Origin of the sequence: Janibacter limosus, from assembly GCF_004295485.1 — a bacterium.
GTDB lineage: Bacteria > Actinomycetota > Actinomycetes > Actinomycetales > Dermatophilaceae > Janibacter > Janibacter limosus_A.
Genome location: NZ_CP036164.1, coordinates 1174723 through 1199683 on the forward strand (window position 1 = coordinate 1174723; position 24961 = coordinate 1199683).

A 24961-nucleotide genomic window follows, 5' to 3' on the forward strand; every position below is an offset into this window, starting at 1 on the left:
AGGTGAGCGGATACCCACCGCGCTTTCCTCCGGAGGACCCGTGCCAACGCCCGTGCCGACGCTCAGCCCGCAGCAGCGGGCGGCAGCGCTGACCCGGGCCTCGCAGGCACGAGCGGTCCGGGCGGACCTGCGGCAGCGACTGAAGAGTCGGGCCCTTGGACTTCCGGAGGTCCTGGAGGCCGGCCGCACCGATCCCGTCGTCGCGCGGATGCGCGTGGTGACGGTGCTCGAGTCGATGCCGGGTGTGGGCCCCGCGACCGCAGTAAGCATCATGCAAGAGTTGGGGATCGCGGCATCGCGTCGCATCCGTGGACTGGGTCCGCACCAACGCACCGCACTCCTCGAGAGGTTCACCCGGGTATGAGCTCACCCCGACTGACCGTGCTGGCCGGTCCCACCGCCGTGGGCAAGGGCACCGTGGCCGCGTGGATCCGCCACAACCACCCGGAGGTCTGGCTCTCCGTCTCCGCGACGACGCGCCCGCCGCGCCCGGGCGAGGAGGACGGAGTCCACTACCACTTCATGTCCGGGGACGAGTTCGCCGACAAGGTCGCCTCGGGGGAGATGCTCGAGTGGGCGGTCGTCCACGGCCGCGCGTCCTACGGCACCCCGCGCCGCCCGGTCGAGGAGGCGCTGGCGGCCGGCAAGCTGCCCCTGCTCGAGATCGACCTGCAGGGAGCCCGTCAGGTGCGCGCGTCGATGCCGCAGGCCTGCTTCGTCTTCCTGGCGCCTCCCTCGTGGGACGAGCTGGTCGACCGACTGGTGGGCCGTGGCACCGAGACGGCGGAGGAGCGCGCCGTGCGCCTCGAGACCGCCAAGGTCGAGCTGGCCGCCCAGAACGAGTTCGACCGGGTGGTCGTCAACGACGACATTCGTCGTGCGGCCGAAGAACTCGTATCATTGATGAAATCCCACTGACCTCGACGACAAGGACCACCTCGACGTGTCCGGCACCAAGGCAAACCCCATCGGCATCACCAACCCGCCGATCGACGACCTCCTGACCAAGGCCGACAGCAAGTACGCGTTGGTCATCTACGGCGCCAAGCGTGCCCGTCAGATCAACGCGTACTACTCGCAGCTGCAGGAGGGCCTCCTCGAGTACATCGGCCCGCTGGTCGACGCCCAGGTCCACGACAAGCCGCTGTCGATCGCCCTTCGCGAGATCAACGAGGGTCTGCTGACCAAGGAGGCCAGCGCCTCCGACGACGGCACCGCTGCCCCCGCGGCACCGGCCCCCGCCGACGAGGTCTGACGGAGCTCCCTTCGTGCGCATCGTCCTCGGTGTCGGCGGCGGCATCGCCGCCTACAAGGCAGCCCTCCTGCTGCGCCTCTTCACCGAGGGCGGGCACCAGGTCACGGTCGTCCCGACCGAGGCCGCGCTGAAGTTCGTCGGTGCCCCGACGTGGGAGGCCCTGTCCGGCCACCCCGTCCAGACCGACGTCTGGAGCAACATCACCGATGTGCCGCACGTGCGCATCGGCCAGCAAGCAGATCTCGTCGTCGTCGCGCCGACGACTGCTGACCTGCTGGCCAAGGCGGCCCACGGGCTGGCCGGCGACCTGCTGACCAATGTGCTGCTGACCGCACGCTGCCCGGTCGTGCTGGCGCCGGCGATGCACACCGAGATGTGGGACCACCCCGCCACCGTCGCCAATGTCGCGACGCTGCGCGGGCGAGGCGTGAGCGTCGTCGAGCCCGAGTCCGGTCGCCTCACCGGCGCCGACACCGGGCCGGGGCGCCTGCCCGACCCCGAGGCGATCCACGCCGCGGCCATGGCTGCGCTGGAGGCGAGCACGGGTGTCGCGCAGGTCCCTGCCGACCTCGCCGGACGTCGCGTGCTGATCAGCACCGGTGGCACCCGCGAGCCGCTCGACCCGGTGCGCTACCTGGGCAACCGATCGTCGGGCAAGCAGGGCGTGGCCCTGGCCGAGACCGCGGTCGCGCGCGGCGCGCACGTGACCCTCGTCGCGGCCAATGTCGACCTGCCGATGCCCGAGGGCGTCGACGTCGTCCGCGTCGGGACCGCGCGCGAGCTGCAGCAGGAGATCACCTCCCGGACGGCCGAGCACGACGTCGTCGTCATGGTCGCCGCGGTCGCCGACTTCCGCCCCGCGGAGTACGCCGACAGCAAGATCAAGAAGACGCACGACCCGGGGGACCCCGATGCCGCGCCCACCATCACGCTGGTGCGCAACCCGGACATCCTCGCCGGCATCGTCGCCGACCGCGGTGCGGCCACGACGCCCTTGATCGTCGGCTTCGCGGCAGAGACGGGCGACGCGACGGGGTCGGTCCTCGACCTGGCCCGGGCCAAGCTGGCCCGCAAGGGCTGCGACCTGCTCGTGGTCAACGAGGTGGGCGTCGACAAGACCTTCGGCCTGGACGAGACCTCCGTGCACGTGCTCACCCGCGGCAGCGAGGCGGTGACCGACCTCGGCCCGGCCAGCAAGTCCGAGGTCTCGCACGGCATCTGGGACGTCGTCGCGAGATCGCTCACCGTCGACTGACCACGGGTGCTTAGACTGGGCCCGCCCTACCGGACGGTCACAGGATCGTCCATCCACGATCTTGGGAGCTCTGCGTGTCCGGACGTCTCTTCACCTCCGAGTCGGTGACCGAGGGTCACCCTGACAAGATCTGCGATCAGATCTCCGACTCGATCCTCGACGCCATGCTCGAGCAGGACCCGCGCAGCCGGGTCGCCGTCGAGACCATGGTGACGACCGGTCTGGTGCACGTCGCCGGCGAGGTCACGACCGAGTCCTACGTCGAGATCCCCAAGCTCGTGCGCAAGGTCATCGCCGACGGCGTCGGCTACGACTCCTCCGACAAGGGCTTCGACGGCCGCACCTGCGGCGTCTCGATCTCCATCGGCCAGCAGAGCCCCGACATCGCCCAGGGCGTCGACACCGCCTACGAGAACCGCACGGGTGGCGTCGACCCCAAGGACAAGCAGGGTGCGGGCGACCAGGGCCTGATGTTCGGCTACGCCTGCGAGGACACCCCCGAGCTGATGCCGCTGCCGATCTTCCTGGCGCACCGGCTCTCCCAGCGGCTGACCGAGGTCCGCAAGTCCGGCGAGCTGGACTACCTGCGGCCCGACGGCAAGACGCAGGTGACGATCGACTACGACGGTGACCGGGCCGTGCGCCTCGACACCGTCGTGCTGTCCACCCAGCACTCCGCCGAGATCGACCACGAGCGCCAGCTGCCCCAGGACATCCAGAAGCACGTCTTCGAGCCGGTCATGGCCGCGCTCAAGGACTCGGGCGTCGAGCTCGACACGTCGGACTACCGCAGCCTGATCAACCCCACCGGCAAGTTCGTCATCGGTGGGCCCATGGGCGACGCCGGGCTGACCGGCCGCAAGATCATCGTCGACACCTACGGCGGCATGGCCCGTCACGGTGGCGGTGCCTTCTCCGGCAAGGACCCGTCCAAGGTCGACCGCTCCGCTGCCTACGCCATGCGCTGGGTCGCCAAGAACGTCGTCGCCGCCGGCCTCGCCGGTCGCTGCGAGGTCCAGGTCGCGTACGCGATCGGCGCCGCGCAGCCCGTGGGCCTGTACATCGAGACCTTCGGCACCGAGAAGGTCGCGGTCGACAAGATCCAGGGCGCCGTCGACAGCGTCTTCGACCTGCGGCCCCTGGCCATCGTCGAGGAGCTGGACCTGCTCCGTCCGATCTACGCCCCGACCGCCGCGTACGGCCACTTCGGACGCACCGAGGCGGCCGGGTACGACAACGCCTTCCCGTGGGAGCAGACCAACAAGGTCGAGGCGCTGCGGGCCGCTGCCGGCGCCTGATCCACAGCCAGCTGACCGGGCGGGTGTCGTTGACACACCGCCCGGTTACGTTTGTCCCCGTGCGCGTCGCCCAGGTACTCATCGACTCGGGGCTGGTCCATCTGGACCGGCCCTTCGAGTACCTCGTGCCCGAGGAGCTCGACGAGGCTGCGCAGCCGGGTGTGCGGGTCAAGGCGCGCTTCGCCGGCCGTGACCTGGCCGGATACGTCGTCGAGCGCAGTGATGTCGCCGAGCACACGGGTCGGCTGGCGCCGCTGCGCACCGTCGTCTCGCCCGAGCAGGTCCTCACGCCTGCGATCCTCGAGGTCGCCCGTCGCCTCTCCCGGCACCAGGCCGGGACCGTCATGGACGTGCTGCGGCTGGCCATCCCGCCCCGTCACGCGCGTGCGGAGAAGGCTCTGCCGCTCGAGCCGCCACCCCTCGACCAGACGCCGGGTGGCTCGGAGGACGAAGGGGGGGTCCCCCCTTCGTCGCTGACGGTGCCAGAGGTGTGGGCCGGCTACCGGGCGGGCTCGGCCTGGTGGTCCCGTGTCGCGGGTGGCGAGTCGCCGCGGGCAGCGTGGATCGCCGGGCCCTCGCGCCCGCCGGAGACGGACTGGCCGATGGCCTTGGCCGAAGCCGCTTGCGGTGCCCTGTACTCGGGACGGGGGAGCGTCATCGTCGTCCCCGACCAGCGCGACCTCGACCGCGTGGACGCAGCGCTGACCGAGGTGCTGGGGGTGGGCCAGCACGTGCGCCTGACCGCTGACCAGGGGCCGCAGGCCCGCTACACCGCCTGGCTCAAGGTGCTGCGCGGGCACGTGCGCATCGTCGTCGGGACCCGCGCCGCCGCCTACGCACCCGTGCACGATCTCGGCCTCGTCGCGTGGTGGGACGACGGCGACGACCTGCACCAGGAGCCCCGTGCGCCCTACACGCACGTGCGTGATGTCCTGACCGCCCGCGCCGACGTCGCGGGGTGCGCCCTGCTCGTCGGTGGCCTGGCGATGTCGACCGATGTCGCGGCGCTCGTCGATGCGGGCCGGGTGCATCTCGTCGGAGGGTCGACGCCGCGACGTGAGGCGCCGCGAGTCCTCATCGCGGGCGAGGGGGTCGACGAGGAGCGGGATGGGCCCGGCGCCCGGGCGCACATCCCGTCCTCGGCGCACCGAGCGGCCGCTGCGGCACTCACGTCGGGTCCGGTGCTCATCCAGGTGCCCCGACGCGGGTACCTGCCCGCGATGTCGTGCGCCACCTGCCGTGCCCCGGCACGCTGCCCGCACTGCCAGGGGCCGTTGGCCCTGCCGGCACCCGACCGGGCCCCTGAGTGCGGTTGGTGCGGACGCTCGCCGCACGGGTTCCTCTGCCCCCACTGCGATGGCGACCGGCTGAGGGCTGGGATCATCGGCGCCCGACGGACCGCGGAGGAGATCGGTCGGTCCTTCCCAGGGACCCGGGTCATCACCTCGGGAGCGGGCGATGTCCAGGTCAGCGTCGACGCCGAGCCGGCGATCGTCGTGTCCACCCCGGGGGCCGAGCCGGTCGCCGAGGGCGGGTACGCGGCCGTCCTGCTCCTCGACGCCTGGGCGAGCCTGGACCGGCCCGACCTGAGGGCCTCGGAGGAGGCGGTGCGTCGCTGGTTCGCCGCGTCCGGGTTGGCCCGCCCCTGGAGCGACGGGGGAGTGGTCGTGCTCTGCGGGGCGCCGTCGCACGTGACGATCCCTGCGGTGGAGGCACTCGTGCGGTGGGACCCGCAGTGGTTCGCGGCGCGCGAGCTCGCGGAGCGTGCGGAGCTGTCCCTGCCCCCGACGACGTGGAGCGCCGAGGTGCAGACCGACCGCAAGCGGATCGAGGCGATCGAGCACGGCGTGCGGGCCGTGGCGCCCGCGGCCCAGCTGCTCGGACCGCTGCCGGTGCCCGGCTTCGACCAGCGCCGCCGGCTGGTCGTCACCGCTCCCTTCGCCGACGGACCACTGGTCGCCGCCGCGCTCAAGGACGTGCGGGCAGGGGAGAGCGCGCGCAAGGCGGCCGACCTGACGTCGGTCAAGGTCGGTCACCTCACCACCGGCTGAGTCCGACCCAGCTGGTCACGTCGTGCGCGGACCCCAGCGAGGACGCAGCCCGAGTCGACCACCCGAGTCGGCTCAGGGGCGCGCACGTCATGGTGGGCCACCTAGACTCGCCCCCGTGCGACTGATCTTTGCCGGGACCCCACAGGTCGCCGTCCCCTCTCTGCTGGCCCTCCTCGACTCCGACCACGAGGTCGTCGCTGTCGTCACCCGACCCGACGCCAGGGTCGGACGCGGCCGGCGTCTGGAGCCGTCACCGGTCAAGGTCGTCGCCCAGGAGCGCGGTCTCGAGGTCCTGACGCCGGGCACCCCCAAGGACCCGGAGTTCCTCTCGCGGCTTCGTGAGCTGGCGCCCGACTGCTGCCCGGTGGTCGCCTACGGCGCCCTGCTGCCACCCGAGGTCCTCGACATCCCGCGGCACGGCTGGGTCAACCTGCACTTCTCGCTGCTGCCGGCCTGGCGCGGTGCCGCGCCTGCTCAGCGAGCGCTGATGTCCGGAGACGAGATCACCGGGGCGAGCACCTTCCTCATCGAGGCAGGGCTCGACACCGGCCCGGTCTTCGGCACGATGACCGAGCGGATCCGTCCTGACGACACCTCGGGCACCCTGCTCGATCGCCTTGCCGGCGCAGGAGCTCCGCTGCTCCTGGCGACGATGGACGGGATCGCCACGGGCGGCCTCGAGGCCCAGGCGCAGCCGAGTGAGGGCATCAGCCACGCGGCCAAGCTGAGCGTCGAGGACGCGCACATCGACCTGACCCACCCCGCCCTGGCCGTCGACCGGCGCATCCGCGGGTGCACGCCCGAGCCGGGCGCGTGGACGATCTTCCGCGGGGAGCGCCTCAAGGTCGGCCCCATCACCATCACCGACGAGCAGCTGCCCGTCGGGACCATCGATGCGCGCAAACGTGAGGTCCTCGTCGGCACGGCCGACCGGGCCGTGCGCCTGGGCGAGGTGACTCCCGTGGGCAAGAAGCCGATGGCGGCCGCCGACTGGGCCCGCGGGGTGCGCATCGAGCCCGGGGACCACCTCGGAGAGGAGACGTCATGACGTCCGAGAACCAGCACCGGGGTCCGCGGCAGAAGTCGCGGACCGCGCCCTCGGCGCGTGCCCGCCGCGCGGACGTGCCGCGCTCGACGGCCCAGCAGGTGCTGCGGGCCGTCTCGCAGGACGGCGCCTATGCCAACCTCGAGCTGCCCAAGGCGCTGCGCCGGGCCCACCTGGGTGGCCGTGACGCCGCCTTCGCCACGGAGCTGACCTACGGCACCCTACGCATGCAGGGTCTCTACGACGCCGTCATCGCCCACGCCGCGCAGCGCCCCGTCGCCCGACTCGACGGGGGAGTGCTCGACGTCCTGCGCATGGGGGCCCACCAGGTCCTCGGCATGCGGGTCCCCGAGCACGCGGCTGCCGACCAGTCCGTCGCCCTCGCGCGCTCTGCCGCGGGCCAGGGAGCCGCCGGTCTCGTCAATGCCGTGATGCGACGTATCGGTGAGCGCAGCCGTGAGGAGTGGCTCGAGCTGGTGACCCCGGCCGAGCCGGTCACCGAGCGCCTCGCCGTCTCCCTCTCGCACCCCGGATGGATCGTCAAGGCACTGCGCCAGGCGCTGATCGGGCACGGCCTCGCGACCAAGGACGACGCGGACGACGTCCTGGAGCAGCTGCTCGCTGCCCACAACGTCCCTGCCGAGGTCTCGCTCGTCGCCCGTCCCGGCCTGTGCGAGGTGGACGAGCTGCTCGCTGCCGGTGCGCAGCCCGGGAGGTGGTCCCCCTTCGCCGCAGAGCTCGAGAGCGGTGACCCCGGCAGCATCGACGCTGTCCGCGAGGGCCGCGCCGCGGTCCAGGACGAAGGGAGCCAGCTGCTGGCTCTCGCGCTGGCCCGCGTGCCGGTGCCGGAGCGGGCCGACGGTGCGCCCGAGCGCTGGCTGGACCTGTGTGCGGGGCCCGGGGGCAAGGCCGGCCTGCTGGCCGCGCTCGCCCTGCGTCAGGGTGCCGACCTCGTCGCCAACGAGGTGAGCGAGCACCGCACCGAGCTCGTCCGGCAGAGCCTGCGCCCCGCGATGGCGAAGGCCAAGGACCACGGCCGCGAGCTCGTCGTGCGGACCGGCGACGGCCGTGTGGTGGGCGAGGACGAGCCGCAGACCTATGACCGAGTGCTGGTCGACGCACCGTGCACCGGGCTCGGCGCGCTGCGCCGCCGCCCCGAGGCGCGCTGGCGTCGGCAGCCGAGCGACCTCGTCGGTCTCGGCCCCCTGCAGCGCGAGCTGCTTGCCGCCGGCATCGAGGCCACCCGCCCCGGCGGAGTCATCGCCTACGCCACGTGCAGCCCGCACCTGTCGGAGACGACCTTCGTCGTGCGCGACGTGCTCAAGAAGCGCGACGACGTCGAGGTGCTCGACGCCCGTGAGCACCTCTCTGCCGCAGCGGTCGCCACGCTCACCGGCCTCGGTGACGGCCCGCACGCACAGCTGTGGCCGCACCTGCACGGCACCGACGGCATGTTCCTGGCCCTGCTGCGCAAGACCGCCTGACGTGAGGGTCCTCGTCACCGCGGTGCACGTCACCGACGTGCACCGGGCGTACGCGTTCTACTCCCAGGTGCTGGGGCTGCGCGATGTCGTCACCGTGCCCGAGCAGGACCTGTACATCCTGGGACCGAGCACCGGCTGGGAGCAGGGCTGCCAGGTGATCCTCGAGCCCGTCTCGGACCCGGTGACACGTGCGCACTGCGAGCGCGAGCACCGCGAAGGCAACTCGGCGCTGATGATGGGTGTGCCCGACGCGGAGCTCGAGTACCGCCGTCTCAAGGAGCGCGGCGACATCATCTTCCGCGAGGAGCTGACCCAGGACGTCCTCGGCCTGCACTTCCAGGTCGACGACACCGTCGGCAACATCCTGTCCATCCACACCGCCTGACCGCCACCACCACGCTAGGAACCCCGTGCAGATCTCCCCGAGCATCCTGTCCGCCGACTTCGCCAACCTGCAGTCCGAGCTGGACGCGATCAGCAACGCCGACTGGGCGCACGTCGACGTCATGGACGCGCACTTCGTGCCGAATCTCACCCTCGGCCTGCCCATCGTCGAGTCGCTGCTCAGGGTCAGCCCGATCCCGATCGACTGCCACCTGATGATCGAGGACCCCGACCGCTGGGCACCGCCTTACGCCGAGGCCGGGGCGAAGTCGGTCACCTTCCACATCGAGGCCGCGAAGAACCCCGTCACCCTGGCCCGGGACATCCGCGCCCAGGGCGCCCGGGCGAGCATGGCGATCAAGCCAGGGACTCCCTTCGCTCCCTACGAGGAGCTGCTGCCAGAGCTCGACATGGTCCTCGTCATGACCGTCGAGCCAGGCTTCGGCGGGCAGTCCTTCATGGCCGACCAGATGCCCAAGGTCGAGCAGGTGCGCGAGGCCGTGAAGAAGCACGGCGGCGAGATCTGGATCCAGGTCGACGGCGGGGTGTCGGCCAAGACCATCGAGCAGTGCGCCGAGGCCGGCGCCGATGTCTTCGTCGCCGGGTCGGCCGTCTACGGCGCCGAGTCGGCTGCTGCGGCGATCGACGAGCTGCGCGAGCTGGCCACGCGTCACGCGCACTGACCCGAGTTGGTTCGACTCGCGTCACGCAGGCTCACCGGGGGCGTAGTCAGTCGACCATGGCCCGACAGCGGTGCCGATCAGGATCGTGTCGACCTCCGCCCCGTCGAAGTGCTGTGCGCCACCCGGCACGTGCAGGAAGCTGCCCTGTGGGTGGTGGGTCGCCGCGTCACGGTCCAGTCGGTTGCCGTAGCCCAAGCGGAGTTCGCCCTTGGCGACCACGAGGTGGGCATCCGCGAGGTGCGAGTGCGGCTGGTCCCAGACGCCAGCCGGGATGAAGAAGGCGTACGTGAACGTGACTCCTGGATGGCGCGTGCCAGCCAGCGTGGCCGAGCGCGTCCCATCAGGGTTCGTCTGCTCCCAGACGATGTCGTCACACATGGTCGAGAAGGGTTGGGCCCTGTTCGTCTGCGGTGATCGAGTCATGACTGAGATGACGCTCGAGAGATCGAAAATGTGAGATCTGGCGTTGCGACCCGGCCGACCTCACAACCGGACCAGCAGCCTCCCGAAGGGAGGACTGCCCTTGCCCCCTTCAGAGGGGCGAACCTGTCTTGGTCCCCGTGGGTGGGGACGAACGATCTTGCCCCCTTCAAAGGGGGCGAACCTGTCTTGGTCCCCGTGGGTGGGGACGAACGATCTTGCCCCCTTCAAAGGGGGGTGTCCCTATGGGTTTCGTCAAGCAGCTGTTGCTGGGCGGGGTTGGTAGGGAGCGCCGTCTCGGAGCATGGCGTAGATGACGTCGCAGCGTCGTCGGGCCAGGCAGATCAGGGCGGCGTTGTGCTTCTTGCCTTGGGCTCTCTTGCGGTCGTAGTAGGCCCGGGAAGCGGGGTCGTGCAGGGCGGCGAAGGCGGCGAGGAACATCGCGCGTTTGAGGTTCTTATTGCCGCTGCGGGAAGGATGTTCCCCGCGGATGGAGGATCCCGATCTGCGGGTGACGGGCGCCAGGCCGGCGTAGGCGGCGAGGTGTCCGGGAGTGGGGAATGTCGACCCGTCGCCGACCTCGAGCAGGATCCTGGCTCCGGTCCTGACTCCGATGCCCGGCATCGAGGTCAGGACCGCGGAAAGAGGGTGCGCATCGAGCATCTCCTCGACCTGCACGGCGGCCTGCTCGCGTTGGGCCAGCAGGGCGCTGAGCTGGTCGGCCAGCTGCGGCAGGACCAGTTCGGCAGCCTTGGTGCCGGGCACGCTCACGCTCTGCTGATCGAGCGCGGTCATGATCGCTTCGACGATCCCGTGGTGGGAGCGCGGCGCTCGGGGACGCACCACAGCAGCGATGCGTCGTTTGCCGGCCTGGCGTAGCCCGGCCGGTCCACCGAAGCGGTGGAGCAGCTCCAGGATCGCCTTGTGGTGCAGCCTCGATCCGATCGCTCGCTCCAGTGCGGGGTGGATCTGGGTCAGCAGCCCGTGGATGCGGTTGGTTACGCGGGTGACCTCGGCGGCCAGGTCATCGTCAAAGCCCACGATGACTTCGAGGTCGGCCAGGGCCTCCTCGCCGGTATCGACCCGTCGTAGGGCGTGCGGCAGGGTCCGGGCGGCCTCGGCGATCACGTACGCGTCGCGTGCGTCGGTCTTGGCGTTGCCCGGGTGCAGGTCCGCAATCCGTCGCATCGCCAGCCCAGGCAAGTAAGCGACCTCGACGCCCACATCGCGGGCAACGGCCACCGGGAGCGCGCCGATCGACGCGGGCTGATCGACGACCACCAGCACTGGCCCCCGCGTGGCCAACTGCTCGAACAGGGCCCGCAACGCCCGCTCGTCCTGCGGCAGGGGCTTGTCATGCAGTCGTGCGCCCTGAGGGTCCAAGGCGGTGGCGTGATGCTCGCCCTTGCCGACGTCCAACCCCAAGAACACCGCGTACCCGCGACCTGATGATGGCTCTTCCATGATGGGCCTCCCTGCCCCGCAGCGAATCTGGACTGCCGGTCGCGGTCGAGCGTCAGCAGCCGGCAGCCACGTTACGAAGAGACCACCCATCCGGGGGCCGTGTCCCTATCAGCGGTCAACCAACGCCACCAAGCCCGGTGACAACACCCCCCGGATCATCCAAACGACAGGGGCAGTCAGTCATGCCGAGCCCAGCGACCAGCATCCCCATCATCGGGGACACCAAGAAGGTAACGGGGCGAACCTGTCTTGGTCCCCTTCAGCGGGGGCGAACTTGGCTTGGTCCCCGTGGGTGGGGACGAACGATCTTGCCCCCTTCAGAGGGGGCGAACTTGGCTTGGTCCCCGTGGGTGGGGACGAACGGCCTTGCCCCCTGTGGAGGGGGCGAACGGTCTTGCCCCCTGCGGAGGGGGAACCGTCTCGGATCACGTCCCGCGTGTCGCATCTCACGGGGCCATCCGATTGCCGAGCGGCTGCTCCCTTCGCGCACAATGTCTCTGCACGTGCCACGTGACTCGGTGAAAATCCGAACCGGCGGTGAGAGCCCGCGACCCGGCTGCTGCGGCAGGCGGTGAACTCCGGTCCAGAACCCCGGGGCCGACGGTCAAAGTCCGGATGAGAGCGGCACGCGCGGACTAGGACGACGCATGTCCATCATCGAATGGATCTACTCGGCCGGCGTCGACATCGCCGGCTACCGCCTCTCGCTCATGGAGGTCATCGGGATCTCCTTCGGCCTGGCCTCGGCAGTCGGCGGGATGCTGCGCAAGGTATGGGCCTGGCCCATCGGGATCGTCGGCAACGCGATCCTCTTCTTCGTCTACATCGGCGTCACGATGGGCGTCGACGACAAGGCGCCGCTCTTCGGGCAGTCCGCCCGGCAGATCTTCTTCATCATCACCTCGCTCTACGGCTGGTGGCGCTGGCGACAGGTCAGGCAGGCCAACCACTCGGGCCAAGCGCACGCGATCACCCCGCGCTGGGCGACCTGGGCGGAGCGGGCGGGGCTCGCGGTGACCATGGTCATCGGGATCGTGGTCGTGCAGCAGGTCTTCGCCATGCTCGGTGCCGGCTGGCCCGCGCCCCGCTGGTACTTCTGGGCCGACGCCTGGATCTTCATGGGCTCGCTGCTGGCGACCTACGCGATGGCGCGGGGCTGGAACGAGTTCTGGCTCATCTGGATCGGGGTCGACCTCGTCGGCGTGCCCCTGCTGTGGCACAGCGACTACCTGCCCACCGCCGTCCTGTACGCGATCTACGCCGGCTTCGTGCTCTACGGCTTCTTCGTCTGGCTGCGCGCCTCACGCACCGAGCGTCCGGACGGTGAACCCGCGGCCGGCGCACTGTCACCGGCGAACTAGGCTGGACTCCCGTGAAGACCTTCGAGACCCTCTTCGACGAACTCTCCCGCAAGGCCGCCGAACGGCCGGAGGGATCGGGCACCGTGGCGCAGCTGGACGCCGGGACCCATGCCATCGGCAAGAAGATCGTCGAGGAGGCCGCCGAGGTCTGGATGGCGGCGGAGTACGAGAGCAAGGAGGAGCTGGCCGAGGAGATCAGTCAGCTGCTCTACCACCTGCAGGTGTTGATGATCGACGGTGGCCTCACCGTCGAAGACGTCTACACCCACCTCTGAGAGGACCGCCGTGCGCATCGCTGTGCCCAACAAGGGCTCCCTGTCCGAACCCGCCGTCGAGATGCTCCGCGAGTCGGGGTACCGCGTCCGCCGCGACAGCAAGGAGCTGATCGTCGCCGACCCCGACAACGACGTCGAGTTCTTCTACCTGCGTCCCCGTGACGTCGCCCTCTACGTCGGCAAGGGCCAGGTCGACGCCGGCATCACCGGCCGCGACCTGCTGCTCGACTCCGGGTCCGCTGCCACCGAGGTCATGGGCCTGGGCTTCGGCGGATCGACCTTCCGCTTCGCGGGCCGTCCCGGTGAGGCGAGCAGTGCCGCCGACCTCGACGGGCGCCGGGTGGCGACCTCGTACTCCGGCCTCGTACGTGACCACCTGGCGGCGAAGGGGGTCACCGCGGAGGTCGTGCGTCTGGACGGAGCCGTCGAGACCGCCATCACGCTCGGCGTCGCCGACGCCATCGCGGATGTCGTCGAGACGGGAACCACCCTTCGCCAGCAGGGCCTGGAGGTCTTCGGCGAGCCGATCCTGCGGAGCGAGGCCGTGCTCATCCGCCGCAGCGACGCCAGCGAGGCCGGCATCGACGTACTCCACCGTCGCATCAAGGGCGTCGTCACCGCGCGCGAGTACGTGCTCCTCGACTACGACTGCCCCGCGGAGCTCGTGGAGCGGGCCGTGCAGCTGACTCCGGGCCTCGAGTCGCCGACCGTGAGCACCCTGCACGACGAGCGCTGGTGTGCCGTGCGCTCGATGGTCCCGCGGGGTCGGACCAACCGGATCATGGACGAGCTCTACGACCTGGGCGCGCGGGCCATCCTCGTCACCGAGATCTCCGCGTGCCGACTGTGACCTTGCCGGACAGGGCGAGCGCCCCCGCCTTCCGCCCCACGCGGGGTCGAGTCGTCTCGACCTCGCTCGGAGTGGCCATCCTCGTGGGCTCGATCGCGCTGGCCATCGCGCTGCCCGAGCGCTTCGGGGTCATGGACCGCTTCACCTGCGCCTTGATCGGGGTCGGGGTCGCCGGCTTCATGTCGCGCTACGCCACGATCCACGCCCGCCCCACCGCGGAGGGCTTGTGGGTGCGCAACCTTGGCCCGGGCGAGCTCGTCCTGTGGGAGGAGATCACGACCCTGCGCTTCTCCGAGGGCATGCCCTGGCCCCGGCTCGACCTGGCGGACGGCATGGACATGGCCGTCATGGCCATCCAGCGCTCCGACGGTCCGCGGTCGGTCGAGGAGGCACAGCGCCTCGCCGATCTCATCGGTCGGTAGGGCCAGCCTCGGGGTCCATCTCGAGGATGATGTGGGCGCGATCCCGGGTGTGGTCGGCGGCGAAGAGAGTGGCCTCCTGCTGCGCCCACATCTCCCAGTACTCCTCGAAGAGCGGTCCGTCGCGGTCGATGGCGCGTCGGCGACGCAGGTCGGCGGGGCCGTCGAGCCAGACACGGGTGCCCTCGAGGGGGGACGCCTCTCCGACGCTCGACCCGCACCCCTCGACGACGAGGCGGTGGCCCACCGTGATCGGCAGCAGCGGACCGGGTCGGTCAGCGAGCCAGTCCCAGGTGGGGACCACAGGCTGCTCGCCGCGGGCGAGCGGGCGCAGGACGTGCGCGACGAGCATGTGGCTCGCTGCGGCCAGACCGGACCAGCCCGGGTAGACCGAGTCCATCGACACCACGGGGGCGTCCCACTCCCGGGCGATCGCGCCGGCCAACGAGGTCTTGCCCGAGCCGCTGCGTCCGTCGAGCGCGATGACACGCACGTCCCCGCACGACGGGGGTGCGGTGGCGGCATGGGCCAGGACCTGCTCGAGGGGCGACATCGGGGCGAAGCGTATCCGCCCCGCTCGGTAGGCTGCCCCCGTGTCCCTCGCCGTGCGTGTCATCCCCTGCCTCGACGTCGACGCCGGACGGGTCGTCAAGGGCGTCAACTTCGAAAATCTGCGCGATGCCGGTGACCCGGTCGAGCTCGCCCGCCGCTACGGGCGCGAGGGGGCCGACGAGCTGACCTTCCTCGACGTCACCGCGAGCAGCTCGGACCGGGCCACGACCTATGACGTCGTCACCCGCACCGCCGAGGAGGTCTTCATCCCCCTGACGGTGGGTGGGGGCGTGCGCACCGTCGACGACGTCGACCGGCTGCTGCGCTGCGGCGCGGACAAGGTCGGCGTCAACACTGCCGCGATCACCCGACCCGAGCTGATCAGCGAGGTCGCCGATCGTTTCGGTGCCCAGGTCCTCGTGCTCTCGGCCGACGTGCGCCGTCGTACCCACGAGGACGGCTCTCTCGCAGGCGGGTTCGAGGTCACCACCCACGGCGGCCGCACGCGCACGGGCATCGACGCGATCGAGTGGTGCGCCCGGGCGGCGGAGCTCGGTGCAGGGGAGATCCTGCTCAACTCGATGGACGCCGACGGGACCAAGGCAGGCTTCGACCTCGAGCTCATCCGCGCCGTGCGCGCAGAGGTGAGCGTCCCGGTCATCGCCAGCGGGGGAGCAGGGTCCGCCGCGCACATGCCGCCGGCCGTCGAGGCCGGCGCCGACGCGGTCCTCGCGGCGAGCATCTTCCACTTCGGCGAGGTCTCGATCGGTGAGGTCAAGGACGCGCTCGGCGTCGCGGGACACCCCGTCCGCCGCGGCCGCGCCACCTGACCGCCCGTTCATCCGGCCGTCCAGCTGCACGACCTCAAGGAGATGCGGATCTGAGCCGTGAGAGTGCGCACGACCTTAAGGGGCTCTTCACAACTGAGGGTGTAGTTGGGGTCTGAAGCCGCCGGATTCTAGGAGGGATCTGGCGATGTAGTGGGTCAGGTTGCGAAAGCCCAGGGCCAGGCCGCGTAGGTGTTCCAGGCGTCCGTTGATGGCTTCGGTGGGTCCGTTGGATGAGCCGGGGTGGTCGAAGTAGGCCAGGACGTCCTCAGCGCGGTGGTGCAGGGTCTTGCCGAGCTTGCGTAGTTCGATCTGTTCGGGGGGCTGGGAGTTGAGGTGATCGATCAGATCGGCCATCCTCTGGCGTCCTCGAGCAGGCTTCTCGTCGCGGTAGGCGTTGATCATCTCTTGGTAGGCGCGCCAGGCCTGCGCGAGCTGGGCGTGGGCGGGATCGGCCAGCACGGGCGTGATGCGTTCGCTCTGGCGCTGGGTGCGCAACTGGTCGCCGACGAACAGTGCCCTGCGCACGCGGTACAACGGGTCGCCCTTGCGGCTGCGGCGCCCACACGTCTCTCGTTGCACCCGCTGTCGGCACCGGTTCATCGCCTCACCGGCCTGGGCGACGACGTGGAAGGGGTCCATGACCGTGACCGCGGTGGGGACCATTTTCGTGGCGGCAGCCTTGAATCCTGTGAACCCGTCCATCGCGACGACCTCGATGCCCTCACGCCAGGCTTGGGGCCGTTGGGCCAGCCACGCAGCGAAGACCTCCCCGGAACGCCCTTCGACCATGTCCAGCAACCGGGCCGTGCCGCCGTCCTGACGAGTAGGGGTCAGGTCGATGATCACGGTGACGTACTTGTCCCCGCGGTGGGTGTGGCGCCACACATGCTCATCGACACCCAGGACCTTCACCCCCTCGAAGCGGGCCGGGTCATCGATCAGCACCCGTCGCCCTTCGGCCAGGACCGCGTCGTTGGCGGTGTTCCACGCCACGCCCAAGCCCTCGGCGACCCGGGACATCGACAGGTGCTGGCACACGATCGCGCTCAACGCCCACGCCAGCCCCCCACGAGAGAGCTTGGCTCGAGGCTCAGCCGCCCGGGAGGTGTCCTGACGCCACACATGACCACAGTCGGTGCACGTGTAGCGGCGCACCCGCACCCGAAGGGTCGTGGGGCGCTGACCGAAGGGGGCATGCGCCAAGGAGCGCACCACGCTGCCGCGTGGCCGGCCCTGACAGCCACAGCGGTGGCACCAGTCATCCGGCTCGACCACCCGGCAGGCCAGCACCGCCTGCCCGGCCTCGAGGCACTGGCCAGTGACCTCCAGTCCGAGCTGGTCCAAGCGGGCGAACGTGGTCAGATCCGGGGCAGTGAAGGTAGCGTCAGACATGTCGAGGTCTTCCTGATGGGTTGTGTGAGAACTTCCATCATGTGAAGGCCTCGACGCCTACCCCGCCACCGCCACGCCGCCCGGGGCCACAAACCCAGTTACACCCTCATCTGTGAAGAGCCCCTTAAGGAGATGCGGATCCGGGTGCTGAAGAGTGCGCACGACCTTAAGGGGCTCTTCACAACTGAGGGTGTAGTTGGGGTCTGAAGCCGCCGGATTCTAGGAGGGATCTGGCGATGTAGTGGGTCAGGTTGCGAAAGCCCAGGGCCAGGCCGCGTAGGTGTTCCAGGCGTCCGTTGATGGCTTCGGTGGGTCCGTTGGATGAGCCGGGGTGGTCGAAGTAGGCCAGGACGTCCTCAGCGCGGTGGTGCAGGGTCTTGCCGAGCTTGCGTAGTTCGATCTGTTCGGGGGGCTGGGAGTTGAGGTGATCGATCAGATCGGCCATCCTCTGGCGTCCTCGAGCAGGCTTCTCGTCGCGGTAGGCGTTGATCATCTCTTGGTAGGCGCGCCAGGCCTGCGCGAGCTGGGCGTGGGCGGGATCGGCCAGCACGGGCGTGATGCGTTCGCTCTGGCGCTGGGTGCGCAACTGGTCGCCGACGAACAGTGCCCTGCGCACGCGGTACAACGGGTCGCCCTTGCGGCTGCGGCGCCCACACGTCTCTCGTTGCACCCGCTGTCGGCACCGGTTCATCGCCTCACCGGCCTGGGCGACGACGTGGAAGGGGTCCATGACCGTGACCGCGGTGGGGACCATTTTCGTGGCGGCAGCCTTGAATCCTGTGAACCCGTCCATCGCGACGACCTCGATGCCCTCACGCCAGGCTTGGGGCCGTTGGGCCAGCCACGCAGCGAAGACCTCCCCGGAACGCCCTTCGACCATGTCCAGCAACCGGGCCGTGCCGCCGTCCTGACGAGTAGGGGTCAGGTCGATGATCACGGTGACGTACTTGTCCCCGCGGTGGGTGTGGCGCCACACATGCTCATCGACACCCAGGACCTTCACCCCCTCGAAGCGGGCCGGGTCATCGATCAGCACCCGTCGCCCTTCGGCCAGGACCGCGTCGTTGGCGGTGTTCCACGCCACGCCCAAGCCCTCGGCGACCCGGGACATCGACAGGTGCTGGCACACGATCGCGCTCAACGCCCACGCCAGCCCCCCACGAGAGAGCTTGGCTCGAGGCTCAGCCGCCCGGGAGGTGTCCTGACGCCACACATGACCACAGTCGGTGCACGTGTAGCGGCGCACCCGCACCCGAAGGGTCGTGGGGCGCTGACCGAAGGGGGCATGCGCCAAGGAGCGCACCACGCTGCCGCGTGGCCGGCCCTGACAGCCACAGCGGTGGCACCAGTCATCCGGCTCGACCACCCGGCAGGCCAGCACCGCCTGCCCGGCCTCGAGGCACTGGCCAGTGACCTCCAGTCCGAGCTGGTCCAAGCGGGCGAACGTGGTCAGATCCGGGGCAGTGAAGGTAGCGTCAGACATGTCGAGGTCTTCCTGATGGGTTGTGTGAGAACTTCCATCATGTGAAGGCCTCGACGCCTACCCCGCCACCGCCACGCCGCCCGGGGCCACAAACCCAGTTACACCCTCATCTGTGAAGAGCCCCTTAAGGAGATGCGGATCCGGGTGCTGAAGAGTGCGCATGACCTTAAGGAGATGCGGATCCGGGTGCTGAAGAGTGCGCATGACCTTAAGGAGATGCGGATTTGTGGCGCCGGTGCGGCTCGCCGGCCGGTCAGACGCCGTAGCGGGTGGTGCGCACGATCTCGACGGTCTCGGGTGGTCCGATGAGCTCGACCTCGGCCACGGCCTGGCGCCCGAATCCGAAGAGGATGATCTCGCCCGGCCGACCGTGGATCTCCACGACCGGGCCCTTGCCCGAGCCGATCCGCGTGCGCCGCTTGGCCGTGACGATCTCGAGGTCTGCCCCGGTGGTCCGGCGGAAGAGCATCTTGGCCATGACGGCCAGCCGGTCGCCCAACGCCGAGACCAGCGCGGGGTCCAGCGACCGCCGCGGTGCACCGAAGGCCGCCCGCAGGACGTCCTCGTGGTGGACGAACATCTCCACGAGGTTGGCCTGCTCGTCGACCAGGGGCACGCTCATCGGGTGCCAGCGGGGTGGGCCGTTGCGCAGTCGCTGCACCAACGTCTCGAAGTCGTTGTCCCGCAGCAACGCGGCCATCGCGGCCTCGGTCCGACCCGCCAGCGGCGGCGCGAGGATCCCAGCGGCCCGGTCCGGACGCCCCTCGCGCACGATGAGATGCGCCAGGAGATCACCGGTGGTCCAGTCCCCGCACAGCGTGGAGGCGTCAGGACCCACCTGCAGGAGGGTGTCGCACAGGGCGGCGCGCTCGGCGCGGGCGTGACGGATCATCGGGCCTCCGGGAGGAGAGAAGTTGCGGACTGACTGTGCAGCGTAACCCCGGAGGGAGGCAAAGGGTGCTGGCCGCGCGGTCTCGCGGGCGGTTCGTGGCCGTCGGAGGTTGAAGTGCCAGAATGCGAAGGGTGTCCACCCCTTCGTCATCGCCCCTGTCCGAGCAGCTCGCCGCCCGGCTCACCCGTGACGCCGCGGGCCTCGTCGCCGCCATCGTCCAGCAGCACGACACCGGTGAGGTGCTCATGCTCGGCTGGATGGACGACGAGGCCCTGCGCCGCACCCTCACCACTGGGCGGGTGACCTTCTGGTCCCGCAGCCGTCAGGAGTACTGGCGCAAGGGGGACACCTCCGGGCACGTCCAGCACGTGCGCTCGGTCGCGATCGACTGCGACGGTGACGCCCTCCTCGTGCGGGTGGACCAAGTCGGCGCTGCCTGCCACACGGGGGACCGCACCTGCTTCGACGCCGGGGACCTCGGGGCCGTCGTGGGGGAGTCGCGATGAGCCAGCCACAGGCGTCTGTGCCGGACCTGACGCCCGGCCGCACCTGGCCGGACCTCGACACCTTCCAGGTGCTCGCCCGCGACCGGCGCGTGGTGCCCGTCGTGCGCCGCCTCGTGGCCGACGGCGAGACCCCCGTCGGGGTCTACCGCAAGCTCGCCGGCGACGCGCCGGGCACCTTCCTGCTGGAGTCCGCCGAGCACGGCGGCGTCTGGTCGCGGTGGTCGATCATCGGCGCCCAGAGCCGGGCGACGCTCACCGAGCGCGACGGACGGGCCCACTGGATCGGCGAGCCACCGGTCGGGGTACCCACCGACGGCGACCCGACCGCCGCCCTTCGCGCCACCATCCGGGCCCTGTCGACCGACCCCATCGACGGGTTGCCGCCGCTGACCGGGGGGATGGTCGGCGCCATCTCCTACGACGCCGTCCGCCGGTGGGAGAAGGTGCCGTCCGAGCTGCCCGACGTCCTCGGTGTGCCGGAGCTGGGCATGGTCCTGGCCACCGACGTCGCGGTCCTCGACCACAGCGACGGGTCACTCCTGCTCGTCGCCAATGTCATCAACTACGACGACACCGACGAGCGGGTCGAGGAGGCCTGGCAGGAGGCCGTGGAGCGCCTCGACGCGATGACCGAGCGCCTCGCCGCGCCCGCGCCCAGCACCGTGGCCACCGTCGACCCCGATCTGGTGGCGGCCGCACGGACCCAGGTGACCAGCGATGTCACCGTCGAGCGCTTCGAGGAGATCGTCGAGCAGGCCAAGGAGGACATCCGCGCGGGCGAGGTCTTCCAGGTCGTGCTGTCGCAACGCTTCTCCACGCCGTGCCCGGTCGACGCGCTGGAGGTCTACCGGGCCCTGCGGCGCAGCAACCCCAGCCCGTACATGTACTTCGTGCGGCTGCCCCACCCCGACGGCTCGGTCTACGAGGTCGTCGGCTCCTCGCCCGAGGCCCTCGTCAAGGTCACCGGTCGGAGGGCCATCACCCACCCGATCGCCGGCACCCGCCCACGCGGCAAGTCCCCCGAGCACGACCTCCAGCTCGAGGAGGAGCTCATCGGTGACCCCAAGGAGCGCTCCGAGCACGTCATGCTCGTCGACCTCGGGCGCAACGACCTCCAGCGGGTCTGCGCGGCCGGGACGGTCGACTGCGTCGAGTTCATGAACCTGCGTCGCTACAGCCACGTCATCCACCTCGAGTCGACCGTCGTCGGCGAGATGGCGAAGGGGGTCGACGCCTTCGACGTCCTCGTGGCCACCTTCCCGGCGGGCACCCTCTCGGGAGCACCCAAGCCACGCGCCCTGCAGCTCATCGAGCAGTACGAGCGCAGTCGCCGGGGCATCTACGGGGGAGTCGTCGGCTACCTCGACTTCCACGGGGACATGGACATGGCCATCGCCATCCGCACGGCGCTCGTCAAGGACGGCGTCGCGCACGTGCAGGCCGGTGCCGGCATCGTCGCCGACTCCGTGCCGAGCCTCGAGCAGGAGGAGACCGTGCACAAGGCTGGCAGCGCACTGGCCGCCGTCGCGTCCGCGAGAGCCGTCCGTCCGGTCGGGGTCGGCCGATGAAGGTCCTGGGTCGCAAGGTCGTCGTCGTGCTGCTGGCCATCGCCGGCGGCATCGTCCTGCTCGCCGCCGGCCGCGCCGAGTGGATCACCGGCACCGTCGACGGAGTGGCCGGGCCGGTGCGCGACTCTGCCCTCGGGACCGAGGCCGCCCCGGGACTGGCCGGGCTCGCGCTCGTGGCGATGGCTGCAGCCATCGCTGCGACCACCTCGGGCCGGGTGGGGCGCTGGATCTCCCTGACGGTCCTGGGGCTCGTCGCCGCCGGAGTCGCGTCCTTGTCGGTCCGTGCCATCGTCGACGCGCCGAACGTGCTCGGCGCGGCCGCCGCAACCGACTCCGGAGGGACGGCGACGCTCGAGGCCACGGGGACCGCGACGGTCTGGCCGTGGATCGCGATCATCGCCGCGCTCATCCTGCTGCTCGCCCTCGTGGGCGGCCTCGTGGGCGGACGGCGGTGGGGAGGTCTCGGTCGCAAGTACGAGCGCCCGATCACCGATCCTGACGCCGGCTCGGTCAGCGGGCAGCGTGGTGAGCGGGTCGACTCCGACTGGGACCGGGTCACTCTCGGGGACGACCCGAGCGTCGACTAGCCTGTCGGCATGCCCAGCGTCCTCGACCAGATCATCGAAGGGGTCCGTCAGGACCTCGCCGGACGCGAGGCCACCACCTCGCTCGAGCGCCTCCAGCGGCAGTGCGACGGGATGCCCGCCCCGCGGGACGCGGAGGCGCTGCTGCGCCGGCCCGGGCTCTCCGTCATTGCCGAGGTCAAGCGCTCGAGCCCGAGCAAGGGCGCCCTCGCCGACATCGCCGACCCTGCCGCGCTCGCCAGCGCCTACGAGGCCGGAGGAGCGAGCGCCGTCTCCGTCCTCACGGAGCAGCGTCGCTTCGGCGGCAGCCTCGACGACCTCGACGCCGTCCGGGCCGCGGTCGACCTGCCGGTCCTGCGCAAGGACTTCATGGTCAGCGAGTACCAGGTCTGGGAGGCTCGGGCCCACGGCGCGGACATCATCCTGCTCATCGTCGCTGCACTCGACGACCGCCGCCTGGCCGACCTCATGGCGCTGGCCGGCTCGCTCGGGATGACCTGCCTCGTCGAGGTCCACGACGAGGCCGAGGCCGCTCGCGCCGTCGACCTCGGCGCCACGGTCATCGGGGTCAACAACCGCAACCTCAAGACCCTGGCCGTCGACACCGACACCTTCGCCCGGCTGGCTCCGCTGGTCCCCGCCTCGTGCGTGCGGGTCGCCGAGTCCGGCGTCACCGGCCCGACGGAGGCCGCGCTCTTCGCCAGGGCCGGCGCCGATGCGATCCTCGTCGGCGAGGCCCTGGTCGTCGGTGGCGACCCCGCCGAGGGCGTCCGGTCGATGATCGAGGCGGCAACCAGCGCATGAGTGAGGACGACATGAGCACCGAGCAGTCACGGTCCCAGCAGGCCGAGCCCGCCCCGGCCGAGGTGCACGTCCCCGGCCGCTTCGGCGCCTTCGGCGGTCGCTACGTCCCCGAGGCCCTGATCCCGGCCCTCGAGGAGCTCGACGAGGCCCGGCAGAAGGCCCTGGTCGACCCCGAGTTCATCGACGAGCTGGCCACGCTCCACCGCACCTACACCGGTCGCCCAAGCATCATCACCGAGGTCCCGCGCTTCGCCGAGCACGCCGGCGGCGCCCGGATCATCCTCAAGCGCGAGGACCTCAACCACACGGGCAGTCACAAGATCAACAACGTCCTGGCCCAGACGCTGCTCACCAAGCGCATGGGCAAGCGGCGGGTCATCGCCGAGACCGGCGCCGGGCAGCACGGCGTGGCCACGGCCACGGCAGCTGCCCTGATGGGCCTGGAGTGCACGATCTACATGGGCAAGGTCGACACCGAGCGCCAGGCCCTCAACGTCGCGCGGATGAAGATCCTCGGTGCCACCGTCGTGGCCGTCGAGCACGGCAGCGCGACGCTCAAGGACGCCATCAACGAGGCCATGCGCGACTGGGTGACCAATGTCGACCACACGCACTACGTCCTCGGGACGGTCACCGGACCACACCCCTTCCCCGAGATGGTCCGCGACTTCCACAAGATCATCGGCGAGGAGGCCCGCGGCCAGGTCCTGGAGCTGACCGGCCGCCTGCCCGACGCGGTCATCGCCTGCGTCGGCGGCGGGTCCAACGCCATGGGGATCTTCCACCGCTTCGTCACCGACGAGGCGGTGCGCCTGATCGGGGTCGAGGCCGGCGGCGACGGGATCGACACCGGCCGGCACGCGGCCCGCTTCGCCACAGCCGAGCCCGGGGTGCTGCACGGCGCGATGAGCTACCTCATGCAGGACGCCGAGGGCCAGACGCTGGAGACGCACTCCATCTCGGCCGGCCTGGACTACCCGAGCGTCGGACCGGAGCACTCCTACCTGCGCGACAGCGGGCGGGCCGAGTACCGGTACGCCACGGACGAGCAGGTGATGCACGCCTTCCAGCTGCTGTGCCGCACCGAGGGCATCATCCCGGCACTGGAGTCGGCGCACGCGCTCGCCGCGACGCTCGACGTGGGCAAGGAGCTCGGTCCCGACGCGCTGCTCCTCGTCAACCTCTCCGGGCGTGGGGACAAGGACATGCACACCGCCGCCGAGTGGTTCGGCCTCGTCGACAAGGACACAGACGCATGAGCGCGCTCGAGGAGGTCTTCGCCCGGTGCAAGGCCGAGGGCCGGGCCGCTCTCATCGGCTACCTGCCCGTCGGTTACCCCGATGTCGAGGGCTCGCTCGCCGCGATGACCGCGCTCGCCGAGGCAGGCGCCGACATCGTCGAGGTCGGGATGCCCTACAGCGACCCCGTCATGGACGGCCCCGTCATCCAGCGGGCCGCGACCGAGGCCCTGGCGAAGGGGGTCCACGTCGACGACGTCTTCCGCGCGACCGCCGCGGTCAAGGACGCCGGTGCGGTGCCCGTCGTCATGTCCTACTGGAACCTCGTGCTGCGTCGCGGTGTCGACCGCTACGCGGCCGACCTCGCCGCCTCGGGCGGCGCCGGCATGATCACGCCGGACCTCGTCCCCGAGGAGGCCGGCGAGTGGCACGAGGCCAGTGAGCGCCACGGCCTCGACCGAATCTTCCTCGTCGCCCCGAGCTCGACCACCGAGCGCATCTCCGTCGTCACCCACGCCTGCAGCGGATTCGTCTACACCGCCTCCACCATGGGCGTCACCGGGACCCGCGGCAGCGTCGGCAGCCGCGCTCCCGAGCTCGTCGCCCGGGTCCGCGAGGCGACCGACCTGCCGCTGTGCGTGGGTCTGGGCGTGAGCAACGGCGCGCAGGCGGCCGAGGTCGCCTCCTTCGCCGACGGCGTGATCGTCGGCTCCGCCCTGGTGAGCACCCTGCTCGACCGCGGACGCGACGAGGGCCTCGCGGCCCTGCGCGAGCTGACTGCAGAGCTGGCCGAGGGCGTCCGGGGACGCGCGTGACCGCTGGCCGTCTGCGAGACCACATCGGCCTCGTCACCAGCCTGGTCCTCGGC

Annotated in this window: 27 protein-coding genes and 1 riboswitch; of the genes, 21 read left to right on the top strand and 6 right to left on the bottom strand. The window is 70.7% G+C overall.

The window, feature by feature from the left end; translation table 11 throughout:
- Nucleotides 1–40: 40 nt before the first annotated feature.
- The 10 genes from mihF (at nucleotide 41) to rpe (ending at nucleotide 9455) form a co-directional block, all read left to right on the top strand.
- A complete protein-coding gene (gene mihF / locus EXU32_RS05660) occupies nucleotides 41–364 on the top strand; it encodes an integration host factor, actinobacterial type (protein WP_242612898.1) in 324 nt (107 codons plus the stop codon).
- Nucleotides 361–918, top strand: a complete 558-nt coding sequence (gene gmk / locus EXU32_RS05665) for a guanylate kinase (RefSeq protein WP_130629018.1) — start codon at nucleotides 361–363, stop codon at nucleotides 916–918. Before mihF ends, gmk begins: the two co-directional genes overlap by 4 nt.
- A gap of 25 nt (nucleotides 919–943) precedes the next feature.
- A complete protein-coding gene (gene rpoZ, locus EXU32_RS05670; RefSeq protein WP_130629019.1) occupies nucleotides 944–1255 on the top strand; it encodes a DNA-directed RNA polymerase subunit omega in 312 nt (103 codons plus the stop codon).
- A gap of 13 nt (nucleotides 1256–1268) precedes the next feature.
- Complete coding sequence (coaBC, locus tag EXU32_RS05675; protein ID WP_130629020.1) at nucleotides 1269–2510, top strand: bifunctional phosphopantothenoylcysteine decarboxylase/phosphopantothenate--cysteine ligase CoaBC; 1242 nt, start codon at nucleotides 1269–1271, stop codon at nucleotides 2508–2510.
- A gap of 74 nt (nucleotides 2511–2584) precedes the next feature.
- A complete protein-coding gene (metK, locus tag EXU32_RS05680) occupies nucleotides 2585–3808 on the top strand; it encodes a methionine adenosyltransferase (RefSeq protein WP_130629021.1) in 1224 nt (407 codons plus the stop codon).
- Between the two features lie 59 nt (nucleotides 3809–3867).
- Nucleotides 3868–5859 (top strand): primosomal protein N', encoded by a 1992-nt coding sequence (locus tag EXU32_RS05685; protein ID WP_130629022.1) that lies wholly within the window; start codon nucleotides 3868–3870, stop codon nucleotides 5857–5859.
- Nucleotides 5860–5974: 115 nt separating this feature from the next.
- On the top strand, nucleotides 5975–6907 hold the full coding sequence (gene fmt, locus EXU32_RS05690; protein ID WP_130629023.1) for a methionyl-tRNA formyltransferase: 933 nt from the start codon (nucleotides 5975–5977) through the stop codon (nucleotides 6905–6907).
- Nucleotides 6904–8388 carry an RsmB/NOP family class I SAM-dependent RNA methyltransferase gene (locus EXU32_RS05695; protein WP_130629024.1) on the top strand — a complete coding sequence of 495 codons (1485 nt, stop codon included), beginning with the start codon at nucleotides 6904–6906 and terminating at the stop codon, nucleotides 8386–8388. Before fmt ends, EXU32_RS05695 begins: the two co-directional genes overlap by 4 nt.
- A gap of 1 nt (nucleotide 8389) precedes the next feature.
- A complete protein-coding gene (locus EXU32_RS05700) occupies nucleotides 8390–8773 on the top strand; it encodes a VOC family protein (RefSeq protein ID WP_130629025.1) in 384 nt (127 codons plus the stop codon).
- Nucleotides 8774–8798: 25 nt separating this feature from the next.
- Complete coding sequence (gene rpe, locus EXU32_RS05705) at nucleotides 8799–9455, top strand: ribulose-phosphate 3-epimerase (protein WP_130629026.1); 657 nt, start codon at nucleotides 8799–8801, stop codon at nucleotides 9453–9455.
- A 21-nt stretch (nucleotides 9456–9476) separates the two neighbouring features.
- Here the strand turns inward: rpe and EXU32_RS05710 are convergent, their stop codons facing one another.
- Together EXU32_RS05710 and EXU32_RS05715 are read right to left on the bottom strand one after the other, a co-directional pair.
- Complete coding sequence (locus EXU32_RS05710) at nucleotides 9477–9833, bottom strand: cupin domain-containing protein (RefSeq protein WP_130629027.1); 357 nt, start codon at nucleotides 9831–9833, stop codon at nucleotides 9477–9479.
- 297 nt (nucleotides 9834–10130) lie between these two features.
- Entirely contained in the window at nucleotides 10131–11339 is a 1209-nt protein-coding gene (locus tag EXU32_RS05715; protein WP_130629028.1) for an IS110 family transposase, read from the bottom strand.
- 500 nt (nucleotides 11340–11839) lie between these two features.
- Nucleotides 11840–11970: riboswitch (FMN riboswitch) on the top strand.
- A 16-nt stretch (nucleotides 11971–11986) separates the two neighbouring features.
- On the opposite strand from EXU32_RS05715, the gene pnuC reads away from it, so the two are divergent.
- From pnuC to EXU32_RS05735, 4 genes are all read left to right on the top strand, one after another.
- Nucleotides 11987–12700: a nicotinamide riboside transporter PnuC gene (pnuC, locus tag EXU32_RS05720; RefSeq protein ID WP_130629029.1), complete on the top strand. Its 714-nt coding sequence runs from the start codon at nucleotides 11987–11989 to the stop codon at nucleotides 12698–12700.
- 11 nt (nucleotides 12701–12711) lie between these two features.
- On the top strand, nucleotides 12712–12975 hold the full coding sequence (locus tag EXU32_RS05725) for a phosphoribosyl-ATP diphosphatase (RefSeq protein ID WP_055995812.1): 264 nt from the start codon (nucleotides 12712–12714) through the stop codon (nucleotides 12973–12975).
- Between the two features lie 61 nt (nucleotides 12976–13036).
- Nucleotides 13037–13825: an ATP phosphoribosyltransferase gene (gene hisG / locus EXU32_RS05730; protein WP_242612961.1), complete on the top strand. Its 789-nt coding sequence runs from the start codon at nucleotides 13037–13039 to the stop codon at nucleotides 13823–13825.
- Complete coding sequence (locus EXU32_RS05735; RefSeq protein ID WP_130629031.1) at nucleotides 13813–14247, top strand: PH domain-containing protein; 435 nt, start codon at nucleotides 13813–13815, stop codon at nucleotides 14245–14247. The genes hisG and EXU32_RS05735 overlap by 13 nt, the downstream gene beginning before the upstream one ends.
- Here EXU32_RS05735 and EXU32_RS05740 read toward each other — a convergent pair.
- A complete protein-coding gene (locus EXU32_RS05740; RefSeq protein ID WP_242612899.1) occupies nucleotides 14234–14797 on the bottom strand; it encodes a hypothetical protein in 564 nt (187 codons plus the stop codon). The two genes, EXU32_RS05735 and EXU32_RS05740, sit on opposite strands and share 14 nt — an antisense overlap.
- A 40-nt stretch (nucleotides 14798–14837) precedes the next feature.
- Between EXU32_RS05740 and hisF the strand changes: the two genes are divergently transcribed.
- Nucleotides 14838–15626 carry an imidazole glycerol phosphate synthase subunit HisF gene (gene hisF, locus EXU32_RS05745; protein ID WP_130629032.1) on the top strand — a complete coding sequence of 263 codons (789 nt, stop codon included), beginning with the start codon at nucleotides 14838–14840 and terminating at the stop codon, nucleotides 15624–15626.
- Nucleotides 15627–15713: 87 nt separating this feature from the next.
- Here the strand turns inward: hisF and EXU32_RS05750 are convergent, their stop codons facing one another.
- The 3 genes from EXU32_RS05750 to EXU32_RS05760 all read right to left on the bottom strand — a co-directional run bounded on the left by EXU32_RS05750 (nucleotide 15714) and on the right by EXU32_RS05760 (nucleotide 19393).
- Nucleotides 15714–17018, bottom strand: a complete 1305-nt coding sequence (locus EXU32_RS05750) for an ISL3 family transposase (protein ID WP_130628169.1) — start codon at nucleotides 17016–17018, stop codon at nucleotides 15714–15716.
- A 178-nt stretch (nucleotides 17019–17196) separates the two neighbouring features.
- The gene (locus tag EXU32_RS05755) at nucleotides 17197–18501 is read right to left on the bottom strand and encodes an ISL3 family transposase (protein WP_130628169.1); all 1305 of its coding nucleotides are present in this window, start codon (nucleotides 18499–18501) and stop codon (nucleotides 17197–17199) included.
- A gap of 253 nt (nucleotides 18502–18754) precedes the next feature.
- Nucleotides 18755–19393: a TIGR03085 family metal-binding protein gene (locus EXU32_RS05760; RefSeq protein ID WP_165399588.1), complete on the bottom strand. Its 639-nt coding sequence runs from the start codon at nucleotides 19391–19393 to the stop codon at nucleotides 18755–18757.
- 122 nt (nucleotides 19394–19515) lie between these two features.
- On the opposite strand from EXU32_RS05760, the gene hisI reads away from it, so the two are divergent.
- The 6 genes from hisI to trpA are packed head-to-tail and all read left to right on the top strand — an operon-like array spanning nucleotide 19516 to nucleotide 24908.
- Entirely contained in the window at nucleotides 19516–19899 is a 384-nt protein-coding gene (hisI, locus tag EXU32_RS05765) for a phosphoribosyl-AMP cyclohydrolase (RefSeq protein WP_130629034.1), read from the top strand.
- Nucleotides 19896–21467, top strand: coding sequence for an anthranilate synthase component I (locus EXU32_RS05770; RefSeq protein WP_130629035.1), 1572 nt, complete (start codon nucleotides 19896–19898; stop codon nucleotides 21465–21467). Before hisI ends, EXU32_RS05770 begins: the two co-directional genes overlap by 4 nt.
- Nucleotides 21464–22054 carry a Trp biosynthesis-associated membrane protein gene (locus EXU32_RS05775; RefSeq protein ID WP_130629036.1) on the top strand — a complete coding sequence of 197 codons (591 nt, stop codon included), beginning with the start codon at nucleotides 21464–21466 and terminating at the stop codon, nucleotides 22052–22054. The genes EXU32_RS05770 and EXU32_RS05775 overlap by 4 nt, the downstream gene beginning before the upstream one ends.
- 9 nt (nucleotides 22055–22063) lie before the next feature.
- Nucleotides 22064–22855, top strand: a complete 792-nt coding sequence (gene trpC / locus EXU32_RS05780; protein WP_130629037.1) for an indole-3-glycerol phosphate synthase TrpC — start codon at nucleotides 22064–22066, stop codon at nucleotides 22853–22855.
- An 11-nt stretch (nucleotides 22856–22866) separates the two neighbouring features.
- Nucleotides 22867–24114, top strand: coding sequence for a tryptophan synthase subunit beta (trpB, locus tag EXU32_RS05785; protein ID WP_130629038.1), 1248 nt, complete (start codon nucleotides 22867–22869; stop codon nucleotides 24112–24114).
- A complete protein-coding gene (trpA, locus tag EXU32_RS05790) occupies nucleotides 24111–24908 on the top strand; it encodes a tryptophan synthase subunit alpha (protein ID WP_130629039.1) in 798 nt (265 codons plus the stop codon). Before trpB ends, trpA begins: the two co-directional genes overlap by 4 nt.
- Nucleotides 24909–24961: the final 53 nt, after the last annotated feature.

Coding starts and splice junctions, on each gene's coding strand:
- trpA (WP_130629039.1), top strand. CDS start 24,111: ATGAGCGCGCTCGAGGAGGTCTTCGCCCGGTGCAAGGCCGAGGGCCGG.
- EXU32_RS05740 (WP_242612899.1), bottom strand. CDS start 14,797: ATGTCGCCCCTCGAGCAGGTCCTGGCCCATGCCGCCACCGCACCCCCG.
- EXU32_RS05715 (WP_130629028.1), bottom strand. CDS start 11,339: ATGGAAGAGCCATCATCAGGTCGCGGGTACGCGGTGTTCTTGGGGTTG.
- pnuC (WP_130629029.1), top strand. CDS start 11,987: ATGTCCATCATCGAATGGATCTACTCGGCCGGCGTCGACATCGCCGGC.
- EXU32_RS05710 (WP_130629027.1), bottom strand. CDS start 9,833: ATGTGTGACGACATCGTCTGGGAGCAGACGAACCCTGATGGGACGCGC.
- EXU32_RS05695 (WP_130629024.1), top strand. CDS start 6,904: ATGACGTCCGAGAACCAGCACCGGGGTCCGCGGCAGAAGTCGCGGACC.
- trpB (WP_130629038.1), top strand. CDS start 22,867: ATGAGCACCGAGCAGTCACGGTCCCAGCAGGCCGAGCCCGCCCCGGCC.
- EXU32_RS05750 (WP_130628169.1), bottom strand. CDS start 17,018: ATGTCTGACGCTACCTTCACTGCCCCGGATCTGACCACGTTCGCCCGC.
- hisG (WP_242612961.1), top strand. CDS start 13,037: ATGCTCCGCGAGTCGGGGTACCGCGTCCGCCGCGACAGCAAGGAGCTG.
- EXU32_RS05775 (WP_130629036.1), top strand. CDS start 21,464: ATGAAGGTCCTGGGTCGCAAGGTCGTCGTCGTGCTGCTGGCCATCGCC.
- trpC (WP_130629037.1), top strand. CDS start 22,064: ATGCCCAGCGTCCTCGACCAGATCATCGAAGGGGTCCGTCAGGACCTC.
- EXU32_RS05770 (WP_130629035.1), top strand. CDS start 19,896: ATGAGCCAGCCACAGGCGTCTGTGCCGGACCTGACGCCCGGCCGCACC.
- hisI (WP_130629034.1), top strand. CDS start 19,516: ATGCGAAGGGTGTCCACCCCTTCGTCATCGCCCCTGTCCGAGCAGCTC.
- EXU32_RS05760 (WP_165399588.1), bottom strand. CDS start 19,393: ATGATCCGTCACGCCCGCGCCGAGCGCGCCGCCCTGTGCGACACCCTC.
- gmk (WP_130629018.1), top strand. CDS start 361: ATGAGCTCACCCCGACTGACCGTGCTGGCCGGTCCCACCGCCGTGGGC.
- EXU32_RS05755 (WP_130628169.1), bottom strand. CDS start 18,501: ATGTCTGACGCTACCTTCACTGCCCCGGATCTGACCACGTTCGCCCGC.